This is a genomic window from Faecalicoccus sp. LCP19S3_E2 (assembly GCF_052121255.1).
Classification (GTDB): domain Bacteria; phylum Bacillota_I; class Bacilli_A; order Erysipelotrichales; family Erysipelotrichaceae; genus Faecalicoccus.
Window position 1 is genome coordinate 254,878 of the sequence record NZ_JBQKEP010000001.1, and the last position, 25,215, is coordinate 280,092.

At 39.3% G+C, this 25,215-nt stretch carries 28 protein-coding genes; 3 read left to right on the forward strand and 25 right to left on the reverse strand.

The window, feature by feature from the left end:
• The first annotated feature begins 80 nt into the window (after nt 1–80).
• On the forward strand, nt 81–848 hold the full coding sequence (locus ACTQX6_RS01315; RefSeq protein ID WP_294687995.1) for a biotin--[acetyl-CoA-carboxylase] ligase: 768 nt from the start codon (nt 81–83) through the stop codon (nt 846–848).
• On the opposite strand, the gene ACTQX6_RS01320 is transcribed toward ACTQX6_RS01315, so the two are convergent.
• From ACTQX6_RS01320 to ACTQX6_RS01420, 21 genes are all read right to left on the reverse strand, one after another.
• The gene (locus ACTQX6_RS01320; protein ID WP_022789551.1) at nt 812–1,507 is read right to left on the reverse strand and encodes a lysophospholipid acyltransferase family protein; all 696 of its coding nucleotides are present in this window, start codon (nt 1,505–1,507) and stop codon (nt 812–814) included. The genes ACTQX6_RS01315 and ACTQX6_RS01320 overlap by 37 nt on opposite strands.
• Nucleotides 1,498–1,824, reverse strand: coding sequence for a holo-ACP synthase (locus ACTQX6_RS01325; protein WP_272002245.1), 327 nt, complete (start codon nt 1,822–1,824; stop codon nt 1,498–1,500). Before ACTQX6_RS01325 ends, ACTQX6_RS01320 begins: the two co-directional genes overlap by 10 nt.
• On the reverse strand, nt 1,824–2,255 hold the full coding sequence (gene fabZ / locus ACTQX6_RS01330) for a 3-hydroxyacyl-ACP dehydratase FabZ (protein WP_022789553.1): 432 nt from the start codon (nt 2,253–2,255) through the stop codon (nt 1,824–1,826). Before fabZ ends, ACTQX6_RS01325 begins: the two co-directional genes overlap by 1 nt.
• A 2-nt stretch (nt 2,256–2,257) precedes the next feature.
• Complete coding sequence (gene fabF, locus ACTQX6_RS01335) at nt 2,258–3,493, reverse strand: beta-ketoacyl-ACP synthase II (protein ID WP_294687996.1); 1,236 nt, start codon at nt 3,491–3,493, stop codon at nt 2,258–2,260.
• Nucleotides 3,494–3,502: 9 nt separating this feature from the next.
• Entirely contained in the window at nt 3,503–4,246 is a 744-nt protein-coding gene (gene fabG, locus ACTQX6_RS01340) for a 3-oxoacyl-[acyl-carrier-protein] reductase (protein WP_294687997.1), read from the reverse strand.
• A complete protein-coding gene (gene fabD, locus ACTQX6_RS01345) occupies nt 4,234–5,169 on the reverse strand; it encodes an ACP S-malonyltransferase (protein ID WP_294687998.1) in 936 nt (311 codons plus the stop codon). The genes fabG and fabD overlap by 13 nt, the downstream gene beginning before the upstream one ends.
• Before the next feature lie 3 nt (nt 5,170–5,172).
• A complete protein-coding gene (locus ACTQX6_RS01350) occupies nt 5,173–6,234 on the reverse strand; it encodes an NAD(P)H-dependent flavin oxidoreductase (protein WP_294687999.1) in 1,062 nt (353 codons plus the stop codon).
• Nucleotides 6,228–7,175, reverse strand: a complete 948-nt coding sequence (locus tag ACTQX6_RS01355; RefSeq protein ID WP_294688000.1) for a nitronate monooxygenase — start codon at nt 7,173–7,175, stop codon at nt 6,228–6,230. The genes ACTQX6_RS01350 and ACTQX6_RS01355 overlap by 7 nt, the downstream gene beginning before the upstream one ends.
• The gene (locus ACTQX6_RS01360) at nt 7,172–8,149 is read right to left on the reverse strand and encodes a beta-ketoacyl-ACP synthase III (RefSeq protein ID WP_294688001.1); all 978 of its coding nucleotides are present in this window, start codon (nt 8,147–8,149) and stop codon (nt 7,172–7,174) included. The genes ACTQX6_RS01355 and ACTQX6_RS01360 overlap by 4 nt, the downstream gene beginning before the upstream one ends.
• Complete coding sequence (locus ACTQX6_RS01365) at nt 8,131–9,066, reverse strand: acetyl-CoA carboxylase carboxyltransferase subunit alpha (RefSeq protein ID WP_117445953.1); 936 nt, start codon at nt 9,064–9,066, stop codon at nt 8,131–8,133. The genes ACTQX6_RS01360 and ACTQX6_RS01365 overlap by 19 nt, the downstream gene beginning before the upstream one ends.
• Nucleotides 9,063–9,935, reverse strand: coding sequence for an acetyl-CoA carboxylase, carboxyltransferase subunit beta (gene accD / locus ACTQX6_RS01370; protein WP_294688002.1), 873 nt, complete (start codon nt 9,933–9,935; stop codon nt 9,063–9,065). The genes ACTQX6_RS01365 and accD overlap by 4 nt, the downstream gene beginning before the upstream one ends.
• Complete coding sequence (gene accC / locus ACTQX6_RS01375) at nt 9,919–11,286, reverse strand: acetyl-CoA carboxylase biotin carboxylase subunit (protein ID WP_441657223.1); 1,368 nt, start codon at nt 11,284–11,286, stop codon at nt 9,919–9,921. The genes accD and accC overlap by 17 nt, the downstream gene beginning before the upstream one ends.
• On the reverse strand, nt 11,283–11,714 hold the full coding sequence (accB, locus tag ACTQX6_RS01380) for an acetyl-CoA carboxylase biotin carboxyl carrier protein (RefSeq protein WP_168965287.1): 432 nt from the start codon (nt 11,712–11,714) through the stop codon (nt 11,283–11,285). Before accB ends, accC begins: the two co-directional genes overlap by 4 nt.
• 60 nt (nt 11,715–11,774) lie before the next feature.
• Nucleotides 11,775–12,002, reverse strand: coding sequence for an acyl carrier protein (locus tag ACTQX6_RS01385; protein ID WP_117445957.1), 228 nt, complete (start codon nt 12,000–12,002; stop codon nt 11,775–11,777).
• A gap of 157 nt (nt 12,003–12,159) precedes the next feature.
• A complete protein-coding gene (locus ACTQX6_RS01390) occupies nt 12,160–12,927 on the reverse strand; it encodes a Cof-type HAD-IIB family hydrolase (protein WP_272005174.1) in 768 nt (255 codons plus the stop codon).
• A complete protein-coding gene (locus tag ACTQX6_RS01395) occupies nt 12,924–14,009 on the reverse strand; it encodes an NAD(P)-binding domain-containing protein (RefSeq protein WP_294686548.1) in 1,086 nt (361 codons plus the stop codon). Before ACTQX6_RS01395 ends, ACTQX6_RS01390 begins: the two co-directional genes overlap by 4 nt.
• Before the next feature lie 51 nt (nt 14,010–14,060).
• Entirely contained in the window at nt 14,061–14,879 is an 819-nt protein-coding gene (locus ACTQX6_RS01400; protein WP_117445960.1) for a sorbitol-6-phosphate dehydrogenase subunit, read from the reverse strand.
• Between the two features lie 11 nt (nt 14,880–14,890).
• On the reverse strand, nt 14,891–15,736 hold the full coding sequence (locus tag ACTQX6_RS01405) for a PTS system mannose/fructose/sorbose family transporter subunit IID (RefSeq protein ID WP_205140433.1): 846 nt from the start codon (nt 15,734–15,736) through the stop codon (nt 14,891–14,893).
• Nucleotide 15,737: 1 nt separating this feature from the next.
• Nucleotides 15,738–16,532: a PTS mannose/fructose/sorbose/N-acetylgalactosamine transporter subunit IIC gene (locus ACTQX6_RS01410; RefSeq protein ID WP_320863129.1), complete on the reverse strand. Its 795-nt coding sequence runs from the start codon at nt 16,530–16,532 to the stop codon at nt 15,738–15,740.
• Between the two features lie 15 nt (nt 16,533–16,547).
• On the reverse strand, nt 16,548–17,039 hold the full coding sequence (locus ACTQX6_RS01415) for a PTS sugar transporter subunit IIB (RefSeq protein WP_117445963.1): 492 nt from the start codon (nt 17,037–17,039) through the stop codon (nt 16,548–16,550).
• A 4-nt stretch (nt 17,040–17,043) separates the two neighbouring features.
• The gene (locus tag ACTQX6_RS01420; RefSeq protein ID WP_117445964.1) at nt 17,044–17,448 is read right to left on the reverse strand and encodes a PTS sugar transporter subunit IIA; all 405 of its coding nucleotides are present in this window, start codon (nt 17,446–17,448) and stop codon (nt 17,044–17,046) included.
• Nucleotides 17,449–17,709: 261 nt separating this feature from the next.
• Here ACTQX6_RS01420 and ACTQX6_RS01425 point away from each other — a divergent pair, with 261 nt between their 5' ends.
• Entirely contained in the window at nt 17,710–19,608 is a 1,899-nt protein-coding gene (locus ACTQX6_RS01425) for a BglG family transcription antiterminator (protein WP_117445965.1), read from the forward strand.
• Nucleotides 19,609–19,627: 19 nt separating this feature from the next.
• Entirely contained in the window at nt 19,628–20,206 is a 579-nt protein-coding gene (locus ACTQX6_RS01430) for a hypothetical protein (protein ID WP_117445966.1), read from the forward strand.
• Between the two features lie 88 nt (nt 20,207–20,294).
• Here ACTQX6_RS01430 and ACTQX6_RS01435 read toward each other — a convergent pair whose 3' ends face one another.
• The 4 genes from ACTQX6_RS01435 to ACTQX6_RS01450 form a co-directional block, all read right to left on the reverse strand.
• Entirely contained in the window at nt 20,295–21,113 is an 819-nt protein-coding gene (locus ACTQX6_RS01435) for an Rpn family recombination-promoting nuclease/putative transposase (protein WP_294686563.1), read from the reverse strand.
• A gap of 366 nt (nt 21,114–21,479) precedes the next feature.
• Complete coding sequence (locus tag ACTQX6_RS01440) at nt 21,480–22,334, reverse strand: MurR/RpiR family transcriptional regulator (RefSeq protein WP_117445968.1); 855 nt, start codon at nt 22,332–22,334, stop codon at nt 21,480–21,482.
• Nucleotides 22,335–22,442: 108 nt separating this feature from the next.
• On the reverse strand, nt 22,443–23,060 hold the full coding sequence (locus ACTQX6_RS01445; RefSeq protein WP_117445969.1) for a hypothetical protein: 618 nt from the start codon (nt 23,058–23,060) through the stop codon (nt 22,443–22,445).
• Between the two features lie 13 nt (nt 23,061–23,073).
• Complete coding sequence (locus tag ACTQX6_RS01450; RefSeq protein ID WP_294688663.1) at nt 23,074–25,206, reverse strand: hydantoinase/oxoprolinase family protein; 2,133 nt, start codon at nt 25,204–25,206, stop codon at nt 23,074–23,076.
• Between the last annotated feature and the right edge of the window lie 9 nt (nt 25,207–25,215).

The window sequence follows — 25,215 nt, forward strand, 5'->3', positions numbered from 1 at the left end:
CTCTTTCATTTCACGCTACAATATATCATATTTATCTTTTAAATTGTATGGCTTGCTGATGAATATGGTATGATAAAAATATGCTTTACTATGTTGATCCGTTAAAAAAAGAAAATATTGAACAAAACTGCCCTTCTTTTTATGATATCCATATTTTTGATACCTTAGACAGTACGAATACCTGGCTTCAAGAACATAGCAAACTACCGGAAGGCACCGTAATACTGGCTGATGAACAAACACAGGGAAGAGGACGAAATGGAAGAAGTTTTCATTCGCCTAAAGGATCCGGAATCTATTGTTCTTTACTTTTAAACCCTCGGGAAAACCTTTTGGATGTACTGGAATGTACAGCAATGGCAGCAGTTGCCTGTATCAAAGCCATTGAAGAACAATATAACTTAGCTTGTTCCATCAAGTGGCTGAATGATATTTTGTTGGATCAAAAAAAACTGGCTGGTATTCTCTGTGAAGGAAAACTGTATCAAAACCACATGGAATATCTGATCATCGGCATTGGCATCAACGTCCATTCTTTTATTCGTCCCAAGGAACTGGAATCTATTGCGGCATCAATTGAAGATTATACAGCCATAAAAAAACCTCGCAACGAACTTATTGCGAAGTTTCTTACTGCTTTTTACTCTTATTATTCTAAATCCGATGATTTTCGATCTTTATATCGTCAACGTTTGGCATTTGTACAAAAAACGATTCAAGTCATCACTCCACAGGAAACCTATAGTGCCATTTTACTGGGTGTCGATGATCGATGCCGTCTAAAGATCCAAAAAGCAGATGGCTCCATCGATTATTTATCTTCCGGAGAAATCTCAATTCGACTTTGAATCCAGTCATGCAGCTGTTGGGCCAGATCTTCCTGGTCCATTTTTTTATATTCTTCTGGGCGAATCGGTTTTCCGTACTCAATGCCTAACTGTTTTGTCTTATCGCCTTTGATATCAAAACTGTACGATTTCTTTAAAGCGATCGGAACGATCGTAGCTTTGGATAAATATGCCGGCAAAAGAGCACCCGCCTTAAAATCGTGCATGGTATCGCCCATAGAACGAGTTCCTTCCGGAAATACTAACAGATTCTTTCCCTGCTTTAGTTCCCTTGCCGCTTCTCTTAACATATGGACATTGCCTTCCCTGGATTCTCTATCAAAATGGATCGTACCAATATTGCAGGCCCAACGACCAAAGATCGGCATCGTTTCATTTTCTTTTTTCGAGATAAAAGCCAAGTGGACAGGTGAACTGGCCAAGATCAAAGCCGGGTCCAGCGTACCCTGATGATTGGATACAAAATAGATGGTTTCCTGCATCGGCACATTTTCAACACCTTGTACCTGCAATCGATAGCCTAAAACCTTAAGGATCAACGTGCTCCATTTTTCTAAACGAATCTGACTTTCTTCCTGCGTTTTGTTCTGGTAAATCTTTGAACTGATCCAGGAAGCTGGTAAAAACGGTAATGCTTTAACAATCTGTGTTATTCGCACACGGATTCCTCCTTACAGGCAATGGCTACAGCCATCGCAAATGGTCCATCATGGGAAATGGACACTTGAATCTGATAGTCCTGATAATGTATCACATCTTTGGGATCGACTTCGATTTCTGAATACGCTACCGGTATCGGCAATGCTTTGACAATGGCTTCTCTGGCCGCAAAGCGTCCGGCTAAAAACTCTTTCTGTCTTTGTCCATGCAGTTCTTGAAACTGGCTGTATTCTTTAGGACTCAACAAACGTTTGGCAATTCCCTGCACATTTTGAATCCTGTCGATCTGGACCAGATCACAGCCAATCGTTGGCATTAGGCCTCCTGCAGAGCACATAAGATTTCACCGGAAGCTGCTTTTTCGCCATCCACTGTTGCTTCGCAGCTGGCAATACAGATACCACCGATCATGCGTTTAAACTGTACGGTCATCTTTAATACATCACCAGGTACGACCGGTCTTGAAAAACGCATCTTATTGATACCGGCAAATAAAGGAAGTTTTCCTTTGTTGGCCGGATCTTTCAACAACAATACCGCACCGGTCTGTGCCATGGCTTCTACGATCAAAACACCTGGCATTACACTATGTTGCGGATAATGGCCTAAAAACTGCATTTCATTGGCACTTACACATTTGATGCCTACGATCGTTTTGGTTTCTTCATCGATCGATTCAATCTTATCTACCAATAAAAACGGATAGCGATGGGGAATGATCTGTTTGATTTCTTCATTTGACAACATGTTTAGTCCTCCCATTTTTTAAAGATCAAAGAGGCATTATGCCCACCAAAACCTAGAGAATTGCTCATAGCATACCTTATATCTTGTTTTCGTGGAGTGTTGGCCACGATATCCAGATCACATTGTGCATCTGGATTTTGATAGTGGATCGTTGGGGGAATCAGACTATTTTGTAGAGCCTTGATACTGATGATGGCCTCAACGGCACCACTGGCCCCTAATAAGTGTCCGGTATTACTTTTCGTGCTGGACATGGCCAATTGATAAGCGTGTTCTTTAAACGCTGCCTTAACGGCTGCCGTTTCCGTTTTATCATTCAATGGAGTGCTGGTTCCATGCGCATTGATATAGTCGATATTTTCCGGAAGGATTTTGGCATCCTTTATCGCCTGCACCATTGCCTGTGCCCCACCGGATCCATCATCCAATGGGGCTGTAATATGATGAGCATCACAGCTGGCACCATACCCTACGATCTCCGCATAGATCTTTGCCCCTCTGGCTTTGGCATGCTCCAACTCTTCTAAAACCAAAGCACCGGCACCTTCTCCCATGACAAAGCCGCTGCGATCGGCATCAAACGGAATACTGGCACGATTTACATCATCACCGGTATGCAAAGCACGCATCGACTGGAATCCGGCAATGGCCAGTGGTGTAATGGCTGCCTCGCTACCTCCTGTCAACATAACATCCTCATACCCGTCACGAATGCGATGAAAAGCTTCTCCAATCGCATTGCTGGCGGCAGCGCAGGCTGTTACCACACAAGAAGTGGCTCCTTTTAAACCCCAATCAATGGCCACCTGACCGGCTGCCAGATTGGCCAATGACATAGGAATAAAGAAAGGAGATACACGAGACGGACCACGGCCTTCCAAAGTCTTGGATGCCTGTTCGATCGTATCGATGCCTCCGATTCCAGAACCAATCATACAGCCAAAACGCATCGCATCATCCGGATCTTTTTCAAATCCGGCATCGATCATTGCCTGTTTGGAAACAATACGGGCAAACTGCGTAAAACGATCATTGAACTTTAAATCACGTTTGGAGAAATAAGCTTCCATATCCAGGTCTTTGACTTCTCCGGCAAGTTTTACTTTATAATCCGATGTATCAAAATGTGTAATCGGGGCAATCCCGCATACACCTTGTTCAATGCTGTTCCATACGGTATTCACATCATTTCCAATTGGGGAAACAGCGCCCAATCCTGTAATCACTACTCTTCGCATAGGACCCTCCTACATGACCATGCCGCCATCGACATGAATGACCTGACCGGTTACATAGCTAAACGCATCACTGGCCAGTGCTACGCATACATTGGCTACATCTTCCGGTTTTCCAAATGTTTTTAATGGAATTTGTTCCATCATTTTTGTTTTATCTTTCTCTGCCAGTTTGGCTGTCATATCCGTATCGATAAATCCCGGCGCAATCGCATTGACACGAATCTGTCGTAATGCCAGTTCTCTGGCTGCCGATTTTGTCAGACCTATCACACCGGCTTTACTGGATGCATAGTTTGCCTGTCCGGCATTTCCGATCAAACCCACTACACTGGACATATTGATGATCGAACCAGAACGTTGTTTCATCATGATACGTGATACATGTTTGATACAGTTAAACGTTCCTTCCAGATTGACCGCAATGACTTTATGAAAATCTTCTAAACTCATTCGCATCATCAATCCATCTTTATTGATTCCAGAATTGTTGACCAGCACATCAATACGACTAAACTGCTCCATTGCCTGATCGATCATCGCTTTAACTTGTTCATCATTGGATATATCCGCCTGTATCGTAATCGCCTTAACGCCATAGCTTTCGGCTTCCTTTAGTACCGATTGTGCCGCTTCTTTTGAACCATTATAGTTAATGATTACATTATAACCGGCCTGCGCAAATGCCAGGGCAATGGCTTTACCGATTCCTTTTCCGGCCCCTGTGACCAGTGCAGTCTTTTCTACTTGTTCCATGCTTCAACCATTCCTTCCAGATCTTTTACCGTATTGATCGTATAAACCTTTACGCTTCGATCGACTTTTCGCACAAATCCACTTAATGTTTTTCCCGGTCCGATCTCTACAAAGGTATCCACACCATCACGAATCATATTGCGAATCGTCTGTTCAAAGCGTACACTGTGGCAAATCTGTTGTTTCAAGATTTCAATCAGATCTTCGGTAGAGTTTACTGTTTCTTTATCGCCACTGATATTGTGATAGACCGAAAGTTTTGGCAGACTTAACTTGCTTTGTTGTAAGACCCTTTCCAGTTCCAGACTGGCATCCTGCAGTAAAGAACTATGGAAAGCACCACTGACACTTAAAGGCAGTACTCTTCGTGCTCCTTTTTCCATCAACAAAGCTTCTGCCTGCTTTAAGGCTTCCTTTTGTCCGGTTACAACGATCTGTCCCGGGCAGTTATAATTGGCAATTTCTAAAACCAGCCCTTTACTTTGTATCTCCTTACAAACCTCTTCAATCTTTTCTGCCGATAACCCCAAAACAGCCGACATTCCTGTTGTCCCGGCCGGTAAGGCATTAGCCATCAAAATTCCTCTTTGACGAACGATATCAATAGCACTTTGGGCATCCATCGCTCCGGCATAACATAACGCGCTGTATTCACCAAGTGATAAACCGGCGCAAACATCACCCTGAATTCCTTTTGTTTTAATGGCTTCTAAAATCGTTAAAGAAGCCGCTACGATTGAACTTTGGGCATAGGCTGTATCGTTCAAAATTTCCTGTGGTCCTTCAAAACACAACTTTTTGATATCATAATCACATGTAAAGGAATCCATCAGCTCTCGGCTTTCTGGACAATGATCATAAAAATCCTTGGCCATACCGACAATCTGAGATCCCTGTCCCGCAAACAGAAATGCTGTTGTCATAAGTTATCCTTTCCTGCCTGTTTTCAGGCTTTCCATCAATGTATGTACATCTGTCATTTCATTTATTATTTCCGCACTGGTTCCTGTAAAAAACAAACCATTTTCCTGATCTCCCTGTACCGCACGAATCAAAGCTCGTGTTATACAATATGGTGTATCACCAGGATGACAAGGAATCATACAACCTAAACAATTTGTGATTCTTTGATTTGCCTGTTTCTCTGTCTTTTGAACAAAGGCATTGCGAACCGCTCTTCCGGGAAAACCGGCCGGGCTTTTGACATATACGATATCTTCCTTTTTAGCTTGTATGATCATCTGTTTAAAGTTTTCATGGGCATCACATTCTCTGGTAGCGATAAAACGTGTAGCCATTTGTACACCATCCGCTCCCAACTCAATGAAATGTTCAATATCTTCATGAGTGAAAACGCCGCCGGCTACAAAAACCGGAATTTCTTTTTGATATTTTTGACGAAAGACTTCCAGTTCCTGTTGAACATCCTCTAAGATTTCTTCCAGTGACTGAAAAGTGCCTTCCTGTAATTCCTTTAGCTTAAAGCCTAAATGTCCGCCGGCTTTCTGTCCTTCAATGACCACAAAATCCGGTGCTGTGTTATGATGCGAATCCCATCTTCGACAGATCAGGCGACACGCCTTTCCACTGGATACAATAGGCGCCAACAAGACATTACCATTGCTGTATTTGGGCAGATCCAATGGCAATCCAGCGCCGGAAATGATCGCATCAACACCGGCTTCTATAGCTGCCTTGACATAGGTTCCATAATTCTGACTGGCCACCATAATATTGACACCTAACAAACCACGTTCGGTCATCTTAGCTTTCTGAATTTCTCTTTGAAGCGCACGGATGTTGGCCTGAATCGGCTGGGTTTCAAAATCCGGCTCCTGAAAGCCTGGCATAGCGGCAGATATCACACCCATGCCGCCTTCTTTTCGAACAGCCAGAGCTAAGTTAGATAAAGAAACGCCGATTCCCATTCCACCTTGAATGATCGGAACTTCCAAGACCTTATCTTTGATCTTTACCGGTTTTAACATTCTAAGGCCTCAATTTTCTGTTTAAGTTCTTCAAACTGTCTTTTTGAATCCTGCATCATCGCTTCAAAAATGATTGCTAACGGACGAATTTCTTTACATAGACCGGCAACCTGTCCCATCATGACCGAACCGGTTTTCATGTCTCCTTCAAAAACAGCTCTGCGCAAACCACCTAAGGTCAGCTTTTCCATTTCTTCCGGCTTAGCTCCACTTTTTTCCAACTTTAAATACTGACGGCTCATTGAATTCTTTAAAATTCGAACCGGCGTATTTAATGTTCTTCCGGTAACCACGGTATCTGTATCTTTGGCCTTCAAAACCGCATTTTTATAAGCCTCATGAATCGGACATTCCTCACTGGCCAACAAACAAGTTCCTACCTGTACACCAACAGCACCTAAGGATAAAGCGGCATTAAAGCCTCGTCCATCGGCAATACCACCGGCCGCAATGACCGGAATATTGACCGCATCGACAACCTGTGGGATTAATGCCATCGTTGTTTGTTCATTGACATGTCCTCCGGCTTCGGTTCCCTCGGCAATGATGCCATCGGCTCCAGCTCTTTCCATTCGGATTGCCAACGCTACACTGGCTACGACTGGAAAGACTTTGGTTCCACTAGCCTTTAACATTTCCATATATTTTCCGGGATTTCCGGCACCGGTTGTTACGACAGGAACTTTTTTTTCGGCAATCACCTGCATGATCGTATCGGTATCCGGATTCATCAACATCACATTGACTCCAAACGGTTTATCCGTTAATGTCCGAATTTCATCAATACTTTCGGCAACCTGTGCCGCATTCATTGCACCGGTTCCTAAAATACCTAAGGCGCCACTATTGGATACATCGGCTGCAAAGCGAGCTGTCGCAATATTGGCCATAGCTCCCTGAAATATAGGATATGTGATTTGTAACATCTGGTTGATCATCATTGGTGTTTTCCTCCTTCGATATGGATCTTACAGGCGGCCCAGGTAAACCCAGCTCCAAATCCGACCAGTACCAGATCCATGTTTTCTTTGATTTTGTGTTCTTCCCATGCCTGTGCTAACGCAATCGGCACGCTGGCTGCCGAAGTGTTACCAAACTGATCCAGATTGACAAACATCTTCTCCATTGGGAATTTCATTTTCTTACTGACATATTCTAAAATGCGCATATTGGCCTGATGCGGGATCATCAAATCCATCTCTTCTACCGGCTGTCCCTGTAACACTCCATAGATCGCATCGGGCATCGCCTGAATCGCAAAGCGGAAGACTTCACGACCATTCATGGATAAATACGGTTTATCCTGTGCTACATTCTCAAAATCCGGCTGTAAAGATCGTCCGGCACAATAGAGCGCATGTTCTTTATCGCCTTTAGAGCGAGCATAGAAATCCATTGTAGAACCATCCTGCGCTCTTTGTATCAAAACCGCACCGGCTCCATCTCCAAACAATACACACGTATTGCGATCGCTCCAATCTAAGATCTTGGATAGAGTTTCGGCTCCAATGACTAACGCATATCCCTTTTGAAGCATCGAAGCTGCACATTGCAGGGCAAACAAGAATCCACTGCAGGCGGCATTGATGTCAAAGGCCATGACCGGTTTATCATTTAACCCTAATGCTTCCTGCACAATACAGGCAACCGAAGGGGTTACGTTATCCGGTGTACAGGTTGCCACGATGATCATGGAAATCTGTGAGGTATTGATTTGCGCATTCTGTATAGCTTTTTGCGCCGCACGTATAGCTAAGTCACTGGTATTCTCTGTTTCAGAGATATAGCGAGAAGCAATACCGGTACGAGTTTGGATCCATTCATCACTGGTATCCACCGCTTTTTTTAAAGCTTCATTTTCTATTTTTGAAGAGGCTCTGGCATAGCCACATCCTACTATTTTGACATTTTCCATGCGCCATCTCCTAAACGTCTAAACTTTTCATAGCGTGCATCCACTAAAGCACGCACCTTGGTATGCAGTGTTTCTTCCAGTGCCTGACGAAGCATCTGATCCATCTTTTCAGCCACACCATGAATATCGGTAGCAGCTCCTCCGAATGGTTCTGGAACAATGGCATCGATGACCTTTCTTTCCAAAAGATCTGCACTTGTCATCTTCATGACATCACAGGCTTCTTTTACACGCGATCCATCCTTCCACAAAATCGAGGCAAAGCCTTCCGGTGAAAGAACCGAATAAACTGCATATTCCAACATAAAGATCTTATCTGCGACACTTAACGCAAGTGCACCGCCACTGCCACCTTCAGAAAGCACGAAACAGATCACAGGCGTTTGTATAGAGGAAAAAGTGTATAAACATTCAGCAATAGCCTGTGCCTGTCCTTTTTCTTCGGCTTCCTTGCCCGGATAGGCACCAGGCGTGTCGACAAATGTGATGACAGGGCGGTGAAACTTCTCCGCCTGTTTCGCCAGGCGAAGAGCCTTGCGGTAGCCCTCGGGTTGTGGCATTCCAAAATGCTGGCGAAGATTTTCCTCCACCGTTTTCCCTTTGGACTGTGCAAGTATCGTAACCGGGATGCCATGGAATCGGGCAATCCCTGCCAACATGGCCGGATCATCTAAGCTCCTTCTATCACCATGCAGCTCCATAAAATCATCAAACAACAATTCTATATAATCCTGGGCTTTCGGGCGGTCAGGACGCCGCGCTAATTCCACATGATCCCAGGGGGTTAATATGGTTTCCTGTTCCAGCTTACGAATTTGTTTCTGGTACTGGTGCCAGGTATCAATATCTTTTTCATCCAATGCCATCTGACGGGCTTTGATCTCACTGATTTGTTTTTGTGCTTCCTTTAAATTCATGATGCACTCCTTCCGGAATGAAATCCCAGCAACATTCCCAATTCCTGCTTCATCTTTTCACGAGGTACGATACGATCGATAAACCCCTTCTCCAAGACAAACTCAGCTGTCTGAAAATTTTCCGGCAGCTTTTCATGGATCGTATCTTCGATAACACGCTTGCCCGCAAACCCAACCAGGGCATAAGGCTCACTTAAAATGATATCGCCTAACATCGCAAAGCTGGCACTGACACCGCCGGTGGTCGGATGGGTCAACACGGTAATGGATAGTAAACCGGCATCGCTGTGTTTCTTTAAAGCGGCTGATGTTTTAGCCATTTGCACCAGCGAAAGAATCCCTTCCTGCATACGCGCTCCACCACTGGTACAAAAGATGATGACCGGCACTTTCTTTTTGATGGCCAGTTCAATGGCACGTGTGATTTTTTCACCAACAGCAGCGGACATACTTCCCATAAAGAAATTGGAATCCATGACTGCCAACACACACGGATGTCCCTGAATCTTTCCGATTCCGGTAATCACAGCTTCCCGCATACCCGTTTGATGTTGCATACGTTCCAACTTTTCCTGATAGCCGGGGAAATGATCGGGATCCATACTGATCATTTTCGCTTCCGTTTCTTTAAAAGTATTCTCATCGACAACCTGACGAATCCGTTCACGAGCCGATATCTTAAAAGGATGATGACAAACTGGACAGACATATTGATCCTGAATCAGATCCATTGTCGCAATAGAAGCATGACAATGCGAACAGGTCATAAAAACATGATCCGGAATCTCTTTGGCCTTGGGCTGTGGCTTTTTACGCCACTGATGAAAGATATCCAGACGTTTTTTCCGTTCCTTAAATAAACTGTCCATTTTCCTTCAACCTTTCTAATAAGATCGGGGCATAGCCAATATTATGACTGCCTTCGATAAATTCCTTCTGGTATAATGCCAGATAATTAAACTCAATATTTGTTTTTACACCAACGATGATCGTTTCTTCCAAAGCCGCCCGCATCTTTTTGATACACTCTAAACGAGTAGGGGCAAACACGATCAGCTTTAAGATCATCGAATCATAATACGGTGAAATCACGCTGCCATTATAAACAGCTGTATCCACACGAACACCAAAGCCGCCCGGTGTATGCATAAAGTGAATCGGGCCGGGATTCGGTGCAAAATCATGAGCTACATCCTCGGCATTGATACGGCATTCCATCGCATAACCGTTGCAGTGAACATCTTCCTGTTGGATCGTCAGTTTTTGACCGGCGGCCACACGAATCTGCCATTTGATAAGATCGATACCGGTAATGGCTTCCGTTACCGGATGCTCGACCTGAATTCGTGTGTTCATCTCCATAAAGTAGAAACGTCCCTGAGAGTCCATCAAAAACTCCATGGTTCCCACAGAATCATAACCAATCGACTTTGCGGCGTTTACGGCACTTTGTAGAAGGCGTTGACGATTTTCTTCCTTTAAGATGGAACAAGGTGCTTCCTCAATTATTTTTTGATTTTTTCGCTGGAACGAACAATCTCTTTCATACAGGTGAATCACATGACCATAATGATCGCCTAACAGCTGTACTTCGATATGTTTAGGATTTTGTACATACCGTTCCATATACACTTCATCGTTTTCAAAACAAGCTTTAGCTTCCTGTTTGGCTTCGATAAACGCATTTTCCAGCTCATCTTCCTGATAAACGATACGCATACCACGTCCGCCACCGCCATGTCTGGCCTTGATAATGACCGGATACCCGATGGAATCGGCCATGGATCTAGCCTGTTTTAAGCTTGTCAATGAATCCTCACAGCCTTCAACGACCGGTACACCAGCTTCCTTCATCCGTTTTCGAGCCTGTGTTTTATCTCCCATCAAATCAATCAAGCGTGGACTGGGACCGACAAAGATCATGTCACATTCCTGAACCAAACGAGCAAATTTGGCATTCTCGCTTAAAAAGCCATAACCGGGATGAATCGCATCACAACCCGTTGAACAAGCCGCCTGTAAGATCATATGCATATTCAGGTAGCTTTCTTTAGCCATGGCAGGACCGATACAAACCGCCTGATCGGCTAACTGTACCGCCAATGACTCTTTATCGGCACTGGAATACACCACGACGGTTTCAATGCCCATTTCCTTACAGGCACGAAGGATACGAACCGCAATCTCTCCTCGATTGGCGATCAGTAAACGGCGGATCATTCCATATCTCCTAATACGATCAAGGCTTGATCAAATTCCACCATCGCTCCATCTTCTACCAGAACTTCTTTGACGGTTCCCTCTTTATCCGACTGAATCTCATTCATGGTCTTCATGGCTTCGACCAGACAAATCACATCACCAACATGAACGAGATCTCCTACCTGTACATAAGGTTTATCTTTAGGCGATTTTGCCCGATAGAACGTTCCTACCAATGGCGAATTGACCGTAATCTTTTCTTCAGGTTTGACTTTCTCCACCTCTTTTGGCATCGGGGTGTGCACAATTTGTGTCACCGGTGCATTCATAGAAGGTGTAGCCGGTTTTTCCAAACGAATCTTCAGATTTCCTTCTTCCAGTTCCATATGAGAAAGTCCACTAGCTTCAAAGATTTCAATGATTTCTCTGATCTGATTTGTTTCCATATCCATCGCTCCTTACTGAAAATGAGCCAAGTTTGCTTAGCTCATTGATTGTTTATTAACTTACTTCTTTTTTGCTTCAATGATATCCATAACATCCTGAACTGTTTCCAATTTAGCCAGTTCTTCATCTTCAATACGGATATCGAATTCATTTTCCAGTTCCAATGCCAATTCAACAGCGGCCAAAGAATCAATTCCTAAATCATCATTTAATTTTGCTTCCGGATTGATCTCTTCTTCATCTACATTGATCGCATCTACCAATACTTTTTTAATTTCTTCAAACATAACTTTTTCCTCCTATTTGTTTTGACATTCAAAACATCTAACGAAGGTATTATAGTTACTTTGACTTTCAAAGTAAATAGTTTGATATTCAAAATTTATGATTTTTTACGAAAAAATAAAATACGGAAACCCTTTTAGTCTCCGTATTTCCCCGATTTCATAAGATATGTAATATTTTTAAAGCCTTTAAAATTCCATCTTTCTGCACAACATCAGTGACATGATCGGCCACCTCTTTCACTAAATTTGATGCATTCCCCATGGCAATACCACAGCCTACCATCTTCAACATCGGTATATCATTTTCTCCATCTCCAAAGGCAATAGCCTCTTCATTGGAAATATGATAAGCATCCAGTACTCTTTGAATACCAATTTGTTTTCCACCTTGTTTTGGAATGATGTCGGCAGCCATCGAACTCCATCGCACCGCTTTACTGTTCTTTGTACCTTTAAACAAAATCTCCTCTTCTTCTTTAGATACCGGTATCACCATTTGAAATATTTTTTCTTTTGCATGATCTTTAAAATTATTCAACAAAGGATAGTCTGGTCTGGTATTTTTTAAATATCTGGCCAATCTTTCGTCATAAAGATTGCATCCGAAGAAATTTAATCCTGCCAATCCTACACCTTTATTCATAGCATGAGCATTCTCTATGATTTTTTGTACTTCATCATTTTGAAGGCAATTTTCATAAATAATTTTATTTTCTACTACACAATATTGCCCATTAAAATTAATATAACCATCAAGCGATATAGGAAGTTCCGGCATCCTTAATGTAGACCTTCCTGTTGCGATAACAATTTTGATTCCTTTTTCCCTTAATTGGAACAAAGCCTGTATGGTACTTTCTGACATATGAGGGTTGCCCATTTCCAATAAAGTACCATCAATATCAAAAAAAGCTACACGAATCATAAACTTTGTATCATTTTTGATAATGACTCTTTGGATTGAAACTTCTCTAACAAGTTGCGGATATCAAGTATATCTTTTTCTGAAAGAAATACCTGTAAATCTTGATATACTGATTCCAGTTCCTCGTTTTCTTCGCAAACCGCATAATCCATAGCCGCAACCGCAATCAGTTTCATCCACGTGATATCTTCTGCTTGTTGGGTAGCCATGCGCATAGGCGATAAAATTCTTTCATTCGCTCCCAACTTTCTTTTCGCCTGTCTGGCATTTCGATAAATCGTATCAATGATTTCCTCATTTTGAAACTTATCAATAGCACGCTGTGTAAAAGCCAATTGTTCTTCCTCAGAAATCGCATAAACGTGAGCAATGACCCTGCTTACGACTGGTTTGATTTTTTCTATTACATAAGCAATATCTGAATCGTTAGCAGCCTTTCCATATATTTCATATCCTTTATACCATCCTAAATACGATACAATTGCACTCATGAAGTTATATGTATAAATTTTTCTTTGGATTAAATCCGCAAATTTTCTTTCTAACGGCATGCGTCTGACAGATACTGTTAATCCTTCGACTGAAACATCAATCGGTAAATCTTGTATGTTTTCACATAAAAGATCTAGTGAATCTTTATTGGGACGAAGTGTCGTACAAAAAATGATTCCTTCTGTAATACATGCGTTTAGCTTTGCGGCAACAAGATCTTTTTTAACATTCACCCCATTTTCACAGCATATGATCTGCATTGGTGTTTTTCGTTCTTTTTCAACCTCCCTAAACAAAGGAATTAATTCTGCCAAATGACTGGAAAAAACACTTGTACAAATCACATCTGCATTTCTAATGGCCTCTACCGCTTCTCCTGAAGTAGATGCGAAAGCTTTGAACGCATCGATTTTTCTAGTTGGTGCTGTATTACCAAAATAGCGAATTGAATATTCTTTCTTTTGATTTAAAGATTTGATCAATTCTTCATCCTTATCAATAAAAGTGATTGTATATTCATCATCTTGAAGAATTGGAGCAATGAAACCTCGACCTGTTTGCCCAGCACCGATAATTACTGCATTTTTCATAATAGTTAAACTCCTTTAGAATAAGCAAGCCTGCATTCCGCAGGCTCGTTTTTATCCTTTACTTTTTCCTCCGGAAACCGGAATGGTAATACCCGTAATATAGCTTGCATGATCAGAAACCAGATAACAGATCAAGTCTGCAACTTCTGATAGATGACCCGGCCTTCCTAACGGAATGGACTTCTTGTAGTTTTTAAAGAATTCTTCCGGCTTTGTATCTACGCTCCAGCCACGTCCATAGGCTTGTGCCCGATATTTTTCGTCATTATTCGCTGGTGTTCTATCCAAAATATCCGGTGCTACCCCAACAACACGGATATTGTAAGGGCCTAATTCTTTAGCCCATGAAATTGTAAAGGCATGAATCGCAGCTTTTGTTGCGGAATAACAACTATGCCCTCTGGATCCCATTAAGCCTGCACAAGATGACATATTGATAATAACGCCTGATTTCTTTTTAAAGAATATACGAGTAACAGCCTGTGATACGATAAACGTTCCTTTTTCATTGATACTAACCATGAAGTCGAAATCTTTTTCATTTAGCTCATATTGTGGCTGTTCTCCATAGTAATCAACCAAAATTCGAGGTCGTGTTACCCCTGCATTGTTGACAAGCACATCAACTGTACCAAATGTATCAACAACCTGCTGTACTGCTTTTTCCACAGCTTCTTTATCGCGAATATCAAGTTTAACGAAAATTGTATTTTCATCCAAAGATTCTTCTTTTGGGTCTGCCATATCAAAAATTGCGACTTTGGCTCCACATCCTTTTAAATCTTTGACGATAGCTTCACCAATACCCATAGCTCCACCGGTTACGATTGCAACCTTACCATCTAAACTGATCCATTTTTCATTATCCATAACGATGCCTCCTAAACAATTCCAAAGAATGACAATACTACCGAGATCACCAGAATCGAAATCAGAATACGTACATATTTCGGTCCGGCTTTCTTAATATAGAAATACACACCAAATACAACTAACAATGGCAATACATTCGGGAAGATTCCATCCAATACAGACTGTAAAGTTTGTTCTTCTCCAACAGCATTAGTCCAGGAAATAGCGGTTGATAGTTTAACGTAAGTACTGGAAAGTACACCCATCATAAACAGACCTAGTACACTGGCCATCTGAATATATTGATTTAGCTTTCCTGATTTCAGGATTGACACAACCGATTTTTGTCCTTGTACATATCCTCTTGTCACTAAAATATAGGCAAAGATCGAAATTGCAACAGCCCAAATTACTAATGGGCCAATACCGGCAATCCAAGATCCAGCCGATGCAATTGGAATAAACATCGACAACAATAATGGACGAAGCATACCATGGTTAACCGTATCTCCGATACCGGCCAACGGTCCCATCAGACCAACTTTTAAGTTAGAGATCATTTCCGAAGAAGCTTCCAATTCTTCAGCCGGTGCTCCTTCATGAAGCATCGTAGCTCGTTCTTCTTCCAATGCGCATGTAATACCAAAGATCAATGATCCCCAAGTAGCTTCAGAGTTATAGAACATCAAATGACGATTTAACGCTTTGATGTATTCATCATGATCATCACCATATAGTTTCTTTAAGATATCATTCATCCCAAAGGAGAATGCCGGTGCTGTCAAACGTTCAAAACCTGAACTGACTTCTGCACAAGTGTAATACTTGGCCCAACCACGAACGACGTCTTTCTTTGTTAATGTATGTTGACTCATATTAGAAATCCCCCTCTTCGCCTTCATCATCTTCTACGGCAGCGGTAGCCAATGATCCTTCTTGTGCTCTAGGCGCAAACTGTGACTGCAAGAATGCGATACAGATACCAATTACGGCCAATCCGATTGTATTGATACCAGAGAATGCATATACCGCGAAACCTAAGATAAAGTAAGGAATCAGTTCCTTCTTACCAATTACCATAATCGTTACCGCAAATCCAAGAGCTGGCAACAAACCACCGGCAACAGTTAAACCATTTGTAGCCCATGCCGGAATTGCTTCCAGGAAAGCTGCCACAGCATCTGTACCAAACATCAAAGCTAATGTTGTAGGAATGATTCTTAAAGGAAGTGAACACCATAGAGGATACCAAAACTCATTACGTCCCATACCTTTGGTATCGCCCTTGGCTGCTGCCAAATCTGCTCTATGTACAAAATAAGAATGATAAGTACGTTTGATATTATCAATCAATACACCTAACAGTCCTACCGGAACTGCCAATGTGGTTGCAACTTCTGGTTCCAAACCGGCAGCCAGTGCCAACGGAATCGCTATACAGGAAGCCAGAGCTTCATCAGAAGGTAAAGTACCTCCTGGTGCAATGGCACCCAAGTAAATCAGCTGTAAAGATGCGGCAATCTTCATCGCATCTTCTAAGTTTCCCATGATCAATCCAATAGGAACTGCCAATACTAACGGTTGTCTTGTCAGATGCAGCCAACCATACCAAAGTTTGTTCGTTGCGAACCAATATAAGATTCCAAACGTTAAAGCTAATCCAAAACTCATATTCTCTCCTCCTGCTTATTTCCTAACTTCTTTTAACGCTTCTTCCAAAGTAATAAGCGGATCTTTTGGTGTTACTTGTAAAGTGACTTTTATGCCTCTATTATTCAATTCTTCCAACATGTCAGCTTCTTTCTGACTTAATGAAATTTCATTGGAGATCATTACTTTATCCGTTCCACTTCCCAGTCCGCCAATCTGAAGACTTTCTACAGGGAATCCTGCATCAATTGCTTTCTTCGCATTCTCTACAGATTTAAACAAAACCAGAAGATCCAAGTTGTTGTAAGCACCTTTTTCAACACCGGCAACTGCTTTCTTAATTGATTTGATCGCAATCTTAATACCCGGAGGCGCTGCCATCAAGAAAACTTGTGCCAAAAATTTATCCGATGCTAATTTATCATCAATAATCAATATCGCATTTGCGGATACTTGCTGGATCCAGGTTGTCACCACTTGTCCGTGCATCAATCTGAAATCCACACGTGCCAATTTAATACCTGCCATTCTCTCACCCTCTCTGTATCTTTTCCGGTGTGCTAACCGACTTTTGACCGGTTTCCAATGCACCCTTTACAATTTCATCCAATGATTTTCCTGATCCTCTGGATAACACCACATCAATCAACATGGGCAGATTTACTCCACAGACAATATCAATTTTCTGCTGTAGAGAAATCATCATCGCTACATTGCATGGTGTTCCACCAAACAGATCACAAAGAATCAATTTTTTTCCTTCCTTTTTTTGTACCGGTTCTTTTACCTTTTCATAAAAATCTTCAATCGACATACCCGGCAACAAAGAGAAAGCCTGAATATTATCAATCTTTCCTGTGATCAGCTCGGCACTTTTAATCAGTTCTTCTCCGAACCGACCATGATTGAAGATGAAAATAGAAAGTTGTTCTTCCATCTGAATTCTCCTTTCGACTGATTCATAGCGCTTTGAATTTCATCCTCAGTATAGCATTCAGAATTTATGTTTTTTCTTGAAGATTTGCACCGTGATTGGTGCAATTCAAAACTTCTTTTTTTGTATTTTTTTGCACTATTTTAGTGCAACTTTGTAAAAGAAAATTGCCTATCTCTTTGCACTAAGAATGGTGCAAAGAAATCAAAAAAAAAAGAATCTCAGTTCATATATACTTAAAAAGGAAAGGAGACTCTATAACAGATGATGACAAAAAGACAATATGAAATCCTTGAGCATTTGTTACATCACGAAGGTGAATTTTATTCTTCTAAAACTCTTGCGGATTTATTTGGTATCAGCGTACGCACAATCAAAACAGACATGAAAGCAATCAAACAATTCAGTGCAAAACAAAACACCTTTGAATTGCAGACTCTCCCTTCAAAAGGCACACGTGTAGTGACAGAAAATTCTGAACAAGCCTATATGACTATTGAATCTTCTAAAAAACAAATGAATCAAGCTATTAAAAAACAGCAGGGTGACCGTACACTCACTCTGATTCAACTTTTATTAGATTCTACCGGTTATGTATCGAAATACACATTATTTGAAAAACTATATATCAGTGAATCTACATTATATAAAAGCATTCATGAAGTTCGTGAAAAGCTAAAAAAATATAAGTTATCTCTAGTATATAAAACAAACTACGGATATAAGATTGAGGGACGAGAAATTGATAAACGGCTCTGCATGATACAAAACGATATGATTTATGATAATTTAAGTCCCTATGCAATTTCCGAAAACTTAGGAAGGATCTACAATATTGTAGCGGATGCCTTTATTCGTTTTAAATATCAGATTAATGAGCAATCGCTACAAAACATCACAACCCATGTCGCCCTTGCCGTGCATCGTGTAAAACATGGAAACGTTGTGGAAATGCAGGAAGATCAAGATATCATGGATCGAATCGAATATAAGATCAGCGAAAATATCTTGAACCATTTTTTACCAATTTATAATATCAGCGTTACTTCTTTCCAAAATGAAACTATTTTATTAACGCAAACCATCCTTGGAAAAGGTCGATATTGGCAAGATAACGAATTACGCTCAGACATCAACGAATTTATCAATCAGGCCTTTATCCTGATTCACCAAAAATTCAGCGTAAACTATGAAACGGATGAAACCATGAAACTATATTTGGCTCTTCATCTGATCCCTATGTTTTATCGCATACGTTCTCGAACACAGTTAGAAAATGAAATGGCTCCTGAAATTCGCCAAACATTTCCTCTTGCTTATGATATTGCGATTTACTTCTCCATTTTATTATCTAAACATTTTGATTTAGATGTTTCACAAGATGAAGTTTCATTTTTGGCATTGTATTTTAACTACGGTTTGGAAAAGTTAAATTTAGTCAATTTTAATAAGAGAGTTCTGATTTTAACGACACTGCGAAAGTCTGAAACAGTTCTTTTGCGCCATAGAATTTTAAGCTGGTTCCCTAACCAGATTTCAGAAGTCACTTTTGCCGACTCAAACTCTGATGATTACGATATTGAAAACTACGATGCGATTTTTTCGACCGATGATGATATGGATAAGTACAAAGGCGGAATCACAAAGATCAATATTTTTCCAGATGAAAAAGACTTTGACCGCATCAATTTGGCAATCAATGGTTATACCAGCATCAAGAGCATTCTGGATAAATTTGATAAAGATTGTTTCTTTTCTGGTTCTTTATCATCCAAATCACAAGTTTTGAAACAACTTTGTGACAACGCCTCTAAAAAGTATGAACTTCCGGATCACTTCATGGAAACAATTGAAGCCAGAGAAGATATTTCTCCTACATATTTTGGAAACCATATTGCGGTACCACATCCCTTAACTCCATTGTCCAAAGATACTTTTGTTTCGGTTGCGATATTAGATAAACCGATACGCTGGGATGCATCACATATGGTTCAGCTGATTATGTTGGTATCTGTTGAAAAAAACAATCCAAAAGCTTTTCAGATTTGGCATTATCTTTCTAATTTAGTACGAAATGATGACACATTAGATATGATATTGAAGAATCCAACCTATGAAGCCTTTATTCAATCTTTGACAACTTCTTTAAAAGACGCGTTCTAATTATACGAGGAGAATAGATATGATTTATTTAGTTACAGGGTTTCTTCTATTTATTTTTGTCATTTTATTTATACTCTTTTCTTATAGACAAAAAAAGAAGCTTTTTACATATTTAAAAGAAAAAAATTTTATAAAAATGGACCAACTATTAAATAATTCAATCAATCGAATATTCATCGATAAATATACAAAAGAATATGTATTATTGAATCGATATAGAATAGAACAAAACAAGCAAGGCGTTCAAAATCAATTGAATACACTCTTACAAATGCCGCTAAATGAGGCACGATCAAACGAAATTATTCATATTGCCTTTAATTATTATTTAGAACAAAAAGATAAAGGCCACTGTTTAGAAATCTTAGAAAAAATGGATTCAAACAACCCTATGTATGCAGAAGCTAAAATGATCTACGATATTTTTCTTGATCATAAAGCTAACTATATTGAGCCATTAAAACAACAGGCTTTACAGTATCAAAATGAAAAGCAGGCATCCATATATACACTCATTGCTCAACAATATGAAAATATTCATGATTTAGAACAAGCGCATCATTATCATTCATTGGCAAAACAAGCATTACATCATTAAAAAAATATCACTTATGCTAAAGACTTTTCTATATTGGTAAAAAGGCAGGACAAAATCATTATCTTCAATCCTGCCTTTTTTAGTTTGACTATCTGGATTCTAAAATCCTTTTAATATCTTCAATTGGTTTTTGTATTGCATTTGAGATTTCTTCCACTGACATTGTCTGTGACAGAGTTTTAATTACATTACATTCGCCTTGATGTATTCCTTGTTCAATCCCCTGATTGATCATTCTTCTTTGATAACTGCCCAGTTCATGAGTGACTTCAACTCTTTCTTCCATGTCTTTTAACTCCTCCTTCTGTCCACACATCTCCGATAACATTTTCATCGTCCTTCTCTTTATGATCTTGTTTTTGAATTTGGTCATTAAATATTCCCATTTGTCCTGATAACTGTATTTTAGTCCCCATGCAAAGAAATTTAAATCCATATTATCAAATTCGATCTCATTCTGGGCACACCCAAACACATGCAGCTTATAGTCGCTGATCCATGGTTCGATCTCTTTGGATAGCTGAACACATTCATACAGACTTCTGTACTGTTTCCATTCCTCTTTCCCTGTATAGAACACCACACTGATGATCGGCGGTAGTTTTTCTCTGTGTCTGTGATTCTCTTTGAATTTCTTTAAGTACAGTTCTGCCTGGTATTCCATCATGCGAAAGACCATGGAAAAATCCACAACGGACTGACTTTCGTTGTGATAGAGGGCAAAGATCTCATCCCCTGTCTGATAGACCTGTACGATATCGCGTATTCTTTCCTTGAAGCTGTCACTGATCGTAGAAAGATTGATTTCTTTTAAATGATGAGAGGAAAGGATTTTCTTTCCATGGTAGATCACACCATTGATAAAGCTTGCGAATACTTCTTTATCTTCAAATAATTTCTTCGTAATACTGTCTTTATTTACACTTCATCTCCTTTGTTATATGCTTTTTGAAGATCTTCTGTATTTTATATACATATAAAAATTCAAAGTTCAGACTTTTTTTTGAAAAATTTTTTATTTTTTATATTTTCATTGAAATTTAAGAAAGTATTTAACAATTTGTCCTTAATATTTTCGATAGGATAATATGTTCAATACATATTATGATTAAAAAAGGTTCAATCACACTTATATATGATTGAGCCTTAATGAGATATATCATGAAAAAGAAAGTAAATTATCCTGTTTAATAAATATGTAAACTTTTAATCATTTTTAAAAGAAAAGTATCTTATACTCTAAATTTAGCAATCAATCAAATAACTATTCCTCTTACCATTCATATCGAGCAGACTCTGCCGCTTCGAAAGAATCAATAATTGTATCACTACTTAGTTTTCTTTGACGAAACGCTTTATTATTTTTTAATATAGTCGCATAAATAATATCGAATACTAAAGATATCATGGGAGAATTTGAAATTACTAATGGGTTTTTGGCAGTCATTGATCCAGGTATCAAAATCTTAACATCTATCAGGTCACTTAATTTAGGATTATCATTTTCAGATATTAAAACAGTTTTTACATTTTTCGTCCTAATTTTATCTAAAAAAGGTAAAACACCCTTGCTTGTGACTGATGGAACAACAGTAATTAATAAAGAATCCGAGTTCATATATTCTATAGCTAGCTGGGCTTCAAGATGATCTTTAAGTTCTATTACATCTATTCCTAATTGGCGAAGTTTAAAAGAAAATTCTCCTACAACAAATGATGTTGTGTATATAGGATACATAAACACTTTTGAAGCTAATGGAATCAAAGAAGCTACTTCTTCAATATCCTCCTTTTCCAATAAAGCACATGTACTTAAAATCATCTGTTGATAATCATAAGTAATATAATCCAAAAGATTATCTGCATCCACTTCATTTTCTGACATTCTATCCAACTGTGTATTACTTTGCGCCAAAGCCATCTTAAATTTATTGAAGCCTTTAAAACCTACTTTTCGACAAAATCGATTTATACTTGCTTCCGATGTATTTATCTTATTTGCTAATTCAGAAATCGAATTAGCAATTACATAGTCTGGATTATTTATAACAAATTGACTGATTTCATATTCGCTGGATGTAAATGAAGATTCAAGTGAAATAATTTTTAAAACAACTGGTGATTTCATAGTTCCTCCATTTCGATACAATCATTATATAATATTTTATACGCAATAAAATATCTTTTCAAAAAGAGAACTCCATCCTCTTGTTTGAGAATGGAGTCCCGGCATTTTTTAAAATAATTTTGTAAATTCCTGATATTCGTCTTCAATATCACTATATGTTATGCTCCCTTCCTTGAGCATAAATACATAATCATAATAGTTTGGCAAATAAGTAAGATGCAATAACTCTTTTGCAAATCCATTTGCCGCAATCTCACTAGCAGATTGTATCTTAGCCTCTCTAGTATAATTTAATATTTTAATAGTTGATATTGAATCTAGTTTTTCGGAAACAATTTCTTTGCTGGAAAACTCAAGAAAATGAAAGCATTCATGAGCAAGTATAATTTCCCACATTTCTTCAAAAGATACTGTGTTGGCTTGTGCAAGTTCTTGAACAGATGGTTTATAAAGAAGAATTTTTATTTTTCCTTCCCTGTCGATCGACGACTGAGCCCTAAACTTAACTTTAAAGAAGTCACCATTCTCTTCTGTATAGTGAACATCTATATTCAGCTGAGTAATAATATCTTTGATACTCATATTTTTAAACTCAGCTGCTCTTTTTTTTCCTTCATCTAATGATTCTTGTATATAATACAAAATTTTTTTCTTTGGAATTTTATTGAATAATAAATCTTGTTTAAGTTGTAAATACCCTAAAAAATCATCTGAATAATCAATCATACCTTTACCTTTTTTATTGATATGCCACTGCAAATATTGTATCTGTATCTGTTAAAGATTCAATTTCCACTTCCATAATCGAAACTAGTTGCTCAATAGTTTGCATTCCAGTTAAATCTAACATCTTTTCTTTATAGAAAAGATAGACTTTGGGAATCGTTGCATTTGCATCTGAATATATTGTATGTTCGTCAACAAATGGTAGAAATGAACTTTCTAATTCTCGCTTTTCAAAGATATGGTAGAATGTGTTACTCCCTTTGAATCGCACAACACCTTCACGATCAATCATACAAACATCCGATTTCTTTTGTTTAAAAATAAATTTCTTTTTAATAGTTTGGGAATGCATTAAATTCCAACGGCCTGTTTGGGCAATAAGTTTTATTGATGAAGAATCTACGCCTAATGCATCAGAAGCCAATTTTATCAATTCTTCTTGGCTAATGATCGAATTTTTCAAATTTTTTTGACGCATCTCCGTAGCTCCTGTTGCGATTGCACGAACTATATTCCGTTGTGAATCAACTTCTATGCTTACTTCTACTGTCTCTTCTTGTGCTCCTGACTGCACAATCTTTTCAATAACATCTAAACGAATCTTTTTGATATCTTCATCTGTAGGATTTGCAATAGAGCGTTCGATTTGCTCACGAACCATAGCCAAAGCTACTCCGATGGTTGAAATATATGGGGCATTCTTAGCTATTTTCCATTTATAGCCTAGCTTTTTAGCAAGCGCCGGAACTACAACTGCACCTGAGCCACCGCCTCCAACCAACATCACAAATCCAGGATCAATTTCATATTCGTTGATTAATTCTTGTACGACTGGCTCTAATTTAGAAATTGCCAAATCAATTACTTTTTGCGCTGCTTCCTCTGCAGATATATGTAAATAATCTCCCAATGCCTTCCATGCGACAATATTACTTTCTTGATTTCCTTGTGCATAATCTCCAGCTGGAACATATCCTAAGAGATTAGCTGCACCTGCTAAAGTATAAGAATACGATGTGCCTTTTTCCCCTGTAATGATTGCATATTCATCTGGATCTCCTTGTCTTGGTGAAATAAAAGATATAAGTGGATCTTTTAAATTCTCTGCATCTGTAAAACACTCATAATCTAGACCCGCAATATGAGCTGATCGCGGACCAACATCACAGATTTCCCCATTTCTAACTCGTATCATAGATCCACCAGCCACTGCTAATGTTCGAACATCAAGGGAACGCAAATATGTTTTATGTCCTCCCACTTGTGCATACTTGATCATTACTTTTCCATTTTTAATGACTGAGATATCAACAGATGTCCCTCCGACCTCAAAGAAAATTCCATCCGAAACTTTTTCATACATTAGAGCTCCGGCAACACCAGCTGCTAGACCAGAAAGCATCGTTAAAATTGGACGTTGACGAACTTCATTAATGCTCATAACTCCACCATCCGCCCTCATAATCATTAAATTGGACTTAATTTTAGTATCTTGTACTGCTTTTTCTGTCATATCTGCTGTCTGCATCATTTTCGGAATCAATGAGGCATTTACCACAGCAGTTCGAGTTCGCATTTTTAATCCATAAAGTTGTGAAATTTCATGTCCTCCTGTTGAGAACATACCCAGCTCCTGCGCCTTTTTTATAACTTTGTTCTCGTTTTCCGGATCATCTACTGAATATGCTTCGGATGCAACAATTACCTCACAATCAGCATCTTTTAATTTACTGATTATTTCCCCCAACATCTCGTCATTTATTTCTGAAGAATCAATAAATTCATGAGTAGATGTTAAATATTTTCCAGGTGCTAATTCAATATGTTCAATGGATGTTTCTTTTTTTGCAGAACGAGCATCCATTCCTGTTCCCATGCCGATTATACCTACTTTTGCTACATCGCCTTCTAATAATGCATTTGTGGCTTGTGTTGTCCCATGGGCAATAAAACTAACATCTTCAGGAAGTATATTATTTTCAGACAATAACTTCTGAATGATTGTTACAATACCTTTTGCTACACCATCCTTATGTGTAGTAGGAATTTTCATCTTCGCAATAACATCATATGTCTCATTATCTATAGCTACAGCATCTGTAAAAGTTCCTCCTACATCAATGCCAATTCTAACTTTCTTTCCCACTTTTAACAC

What these genes read in the sequence shown, in the direction of transcription:
- ACTQX6_RS01315 (WP_294687995.1), top strand. Translation starts at nt 81, where the DNA reads ATGCTTTACTATGTTGATCCGTTAAAAAAAGAAAATATTGAACAAAAC.
- ACTQX6_RS01325 (WP_272002245.1), bottom strand. Translation starts at nt 1,824, where the DNA reads ATGCCAACGATTGGCTGTGATCTGGTCCAGATCGACAGGATTCAAAAT.
- fabZ (WP_022789553.1), bottom strand. Translation starts at nt 2,255, where the DNA reads ATGTTGTCAAATGAAGAAATCAAACAGATCATTCCCCATCGCTATCCG.
- fabF (WP_294687996.1), bottom strand. Translation starts at nt 3,493, where the DNA reads ATGCGAAGAGTAGTGATTACAGGATTGGGCGCTGTTTCCCCAATTGGA.
- fabG (WP_294687997.1), bottom strand. Translation starts at nt 4,246, where the DNA reads ATGGAACAAGTAGAAAAGACTGCACTGGTCACAGGGGCCGGAAAAGGA.
- fabD (WP_294687998.1), bottom strand. Translation starts at nt 5,169, where the DNA reads ATGACAACAGCATTTCTGTTTGCGGGACAGGGATCTCAGATTGTCGGT.
- ACTQX6_RS01350 (WP_294687999.1), bottom strand. Translation starts at nt 6,234, where the DNA reads ATGTTAAAACCGGTAAAGATCAAAGATAAGGTCTTGGAAGTTCCGATC.
- ACTQX6_RS01355 (WP_294688000.1), bottom strand. Translation starts at nt 7,175, where the DNA reads ATGATGATCAACCAGATGTTACAAATCACATATCCTATATTTCAGGGA.
- ACTQX6_RS01360 (WP_294688001.1), bottom strand. Translation starts at nt 8,149, where the DNA reads ATGGAAAATGTCAAAATAGTAGGATGTGGCTATGCCAGAGCCTCTTCA.
- ACTQX6_RS01365 (WP_117445953.1), bottom strand. Translation starts at nt 9,066, where the DNA reads ATGAATTTAAAGGAAGCACAAAAACAAATCAGTGAGATCAAAGCCCGT.
- accD (WP_294688002.1), bottom strand. Translation starts at nt 9,935, where the DNA reads ATGGACAGTTTATTTAAGGAACGGAAAAAACGTCTGGATATCTTTCAT.
- accC (WP_441657223.1), bottom strand. Translation starts at nt 11,286, where the DNA reads ATGATCCGCCGTTTACTGATCGCCAATCGAGGAGAGATTGCGGTTCGT.
- accB (WP_168965287.1), bottom strand. Translation starts at nt 11,714, where the DNA reads ATGGAAACAAATCAGATCAGAGAAATCATTGAAATCTTTGAAGCTAGT.
- ACTQX6_RS01385 (WP_117445957.1), bottom strand. Translation starts at nt 12,002, where the DNA reads ATGTTTGAAGAAATTAAAAAAGTATTGGTAGATGCGATCAATGTAGAT.
- ACTQX6_RS01390 (WP_272005174.1), bottom strand. Translation starts at nt 12,927, where the DNA reads ATGATTCGTGTAGCTTTTTTTGATATTGATGGTACTTTATTGGAAATG.
- ACTQX6_RS01395 (WP_294686548.1), bottom strand. Translation starts at nt 14,009, where the DNA reads ATGAAAAATGCAGTAATTATCGGTGCTGGGCAAACAGGTCGAGGTTTC.
- ACTQX6_RS01400 (WP_117445960.1), bottom strand. Translation starts at nt 14,879, where the DNA reads ATGGATAATGAAAAATGGATCAGTTTAGATGGTAAGGTTGCAATCGTA.
- ACTQX6_RS01405 (WP_205140433.1), bottom strand. Translation starts at nt 15,736, where the DNA reads ATGAGTCAACATACATTAACAAAGAAAGACGTCGTTCGTGGTTGGGCC.
- ACTQX6_RS01410 (WP_320863129.1), bottom strand. Translation starts at nt 16,532, where the DNA reads ATGAGTTTTGGATTAGCTTTAACGTTTGGAATCTTATATTGGTTCGCA.
- ACTQX6_RS01415 (WP_117445963.1), bottom strand. Translation starts at nt 17,039, where the DNA reads ATGGCAGGTATTAAATTGGCACGTGTGGATTTCAGATTGATGCACGGA.
- ACTQX6_RS01420 (WP_117445964.1), bottom strand. Translation starts at nt 17,448, where the DNA reads ATGGAAGAACAACTTTCTATTTTCATCTTCAATCATGGTCGGTTCGGA.
- ACTQX6_RS01425 (WP_117445965.1), top strand. Translation starts at nt 17,710, where the DNA reads ATGATGACAAAAAGACAATATGAAATCCTTGAGCATTTGTTACATCAC.
- ACTQX6_RS01430 (WP_117445966.1), top strand. Translation starts at nt 19,628, where the DNA reads ATGATTTATTTAGTTACAGGGTTTCTTCTATTTATTTTTGTCATTTTA.
- ACTQX6_RS01440 (WP_117445968.1), bottom strand. Translation starts at nt 22,334, where the DNA reads ATGAAATCACCAGTTGTTTTAAAAATTATTTCACTTGAATCTTCATTT.
- ACTQX6_RS01445 (WP_117445969.1), bottom strand. Translation starts at nt 23,060, where the DNA reads ATGATTGATTATTCAGATGATTTTTTAGGGTATTTACAACTTAAACAA.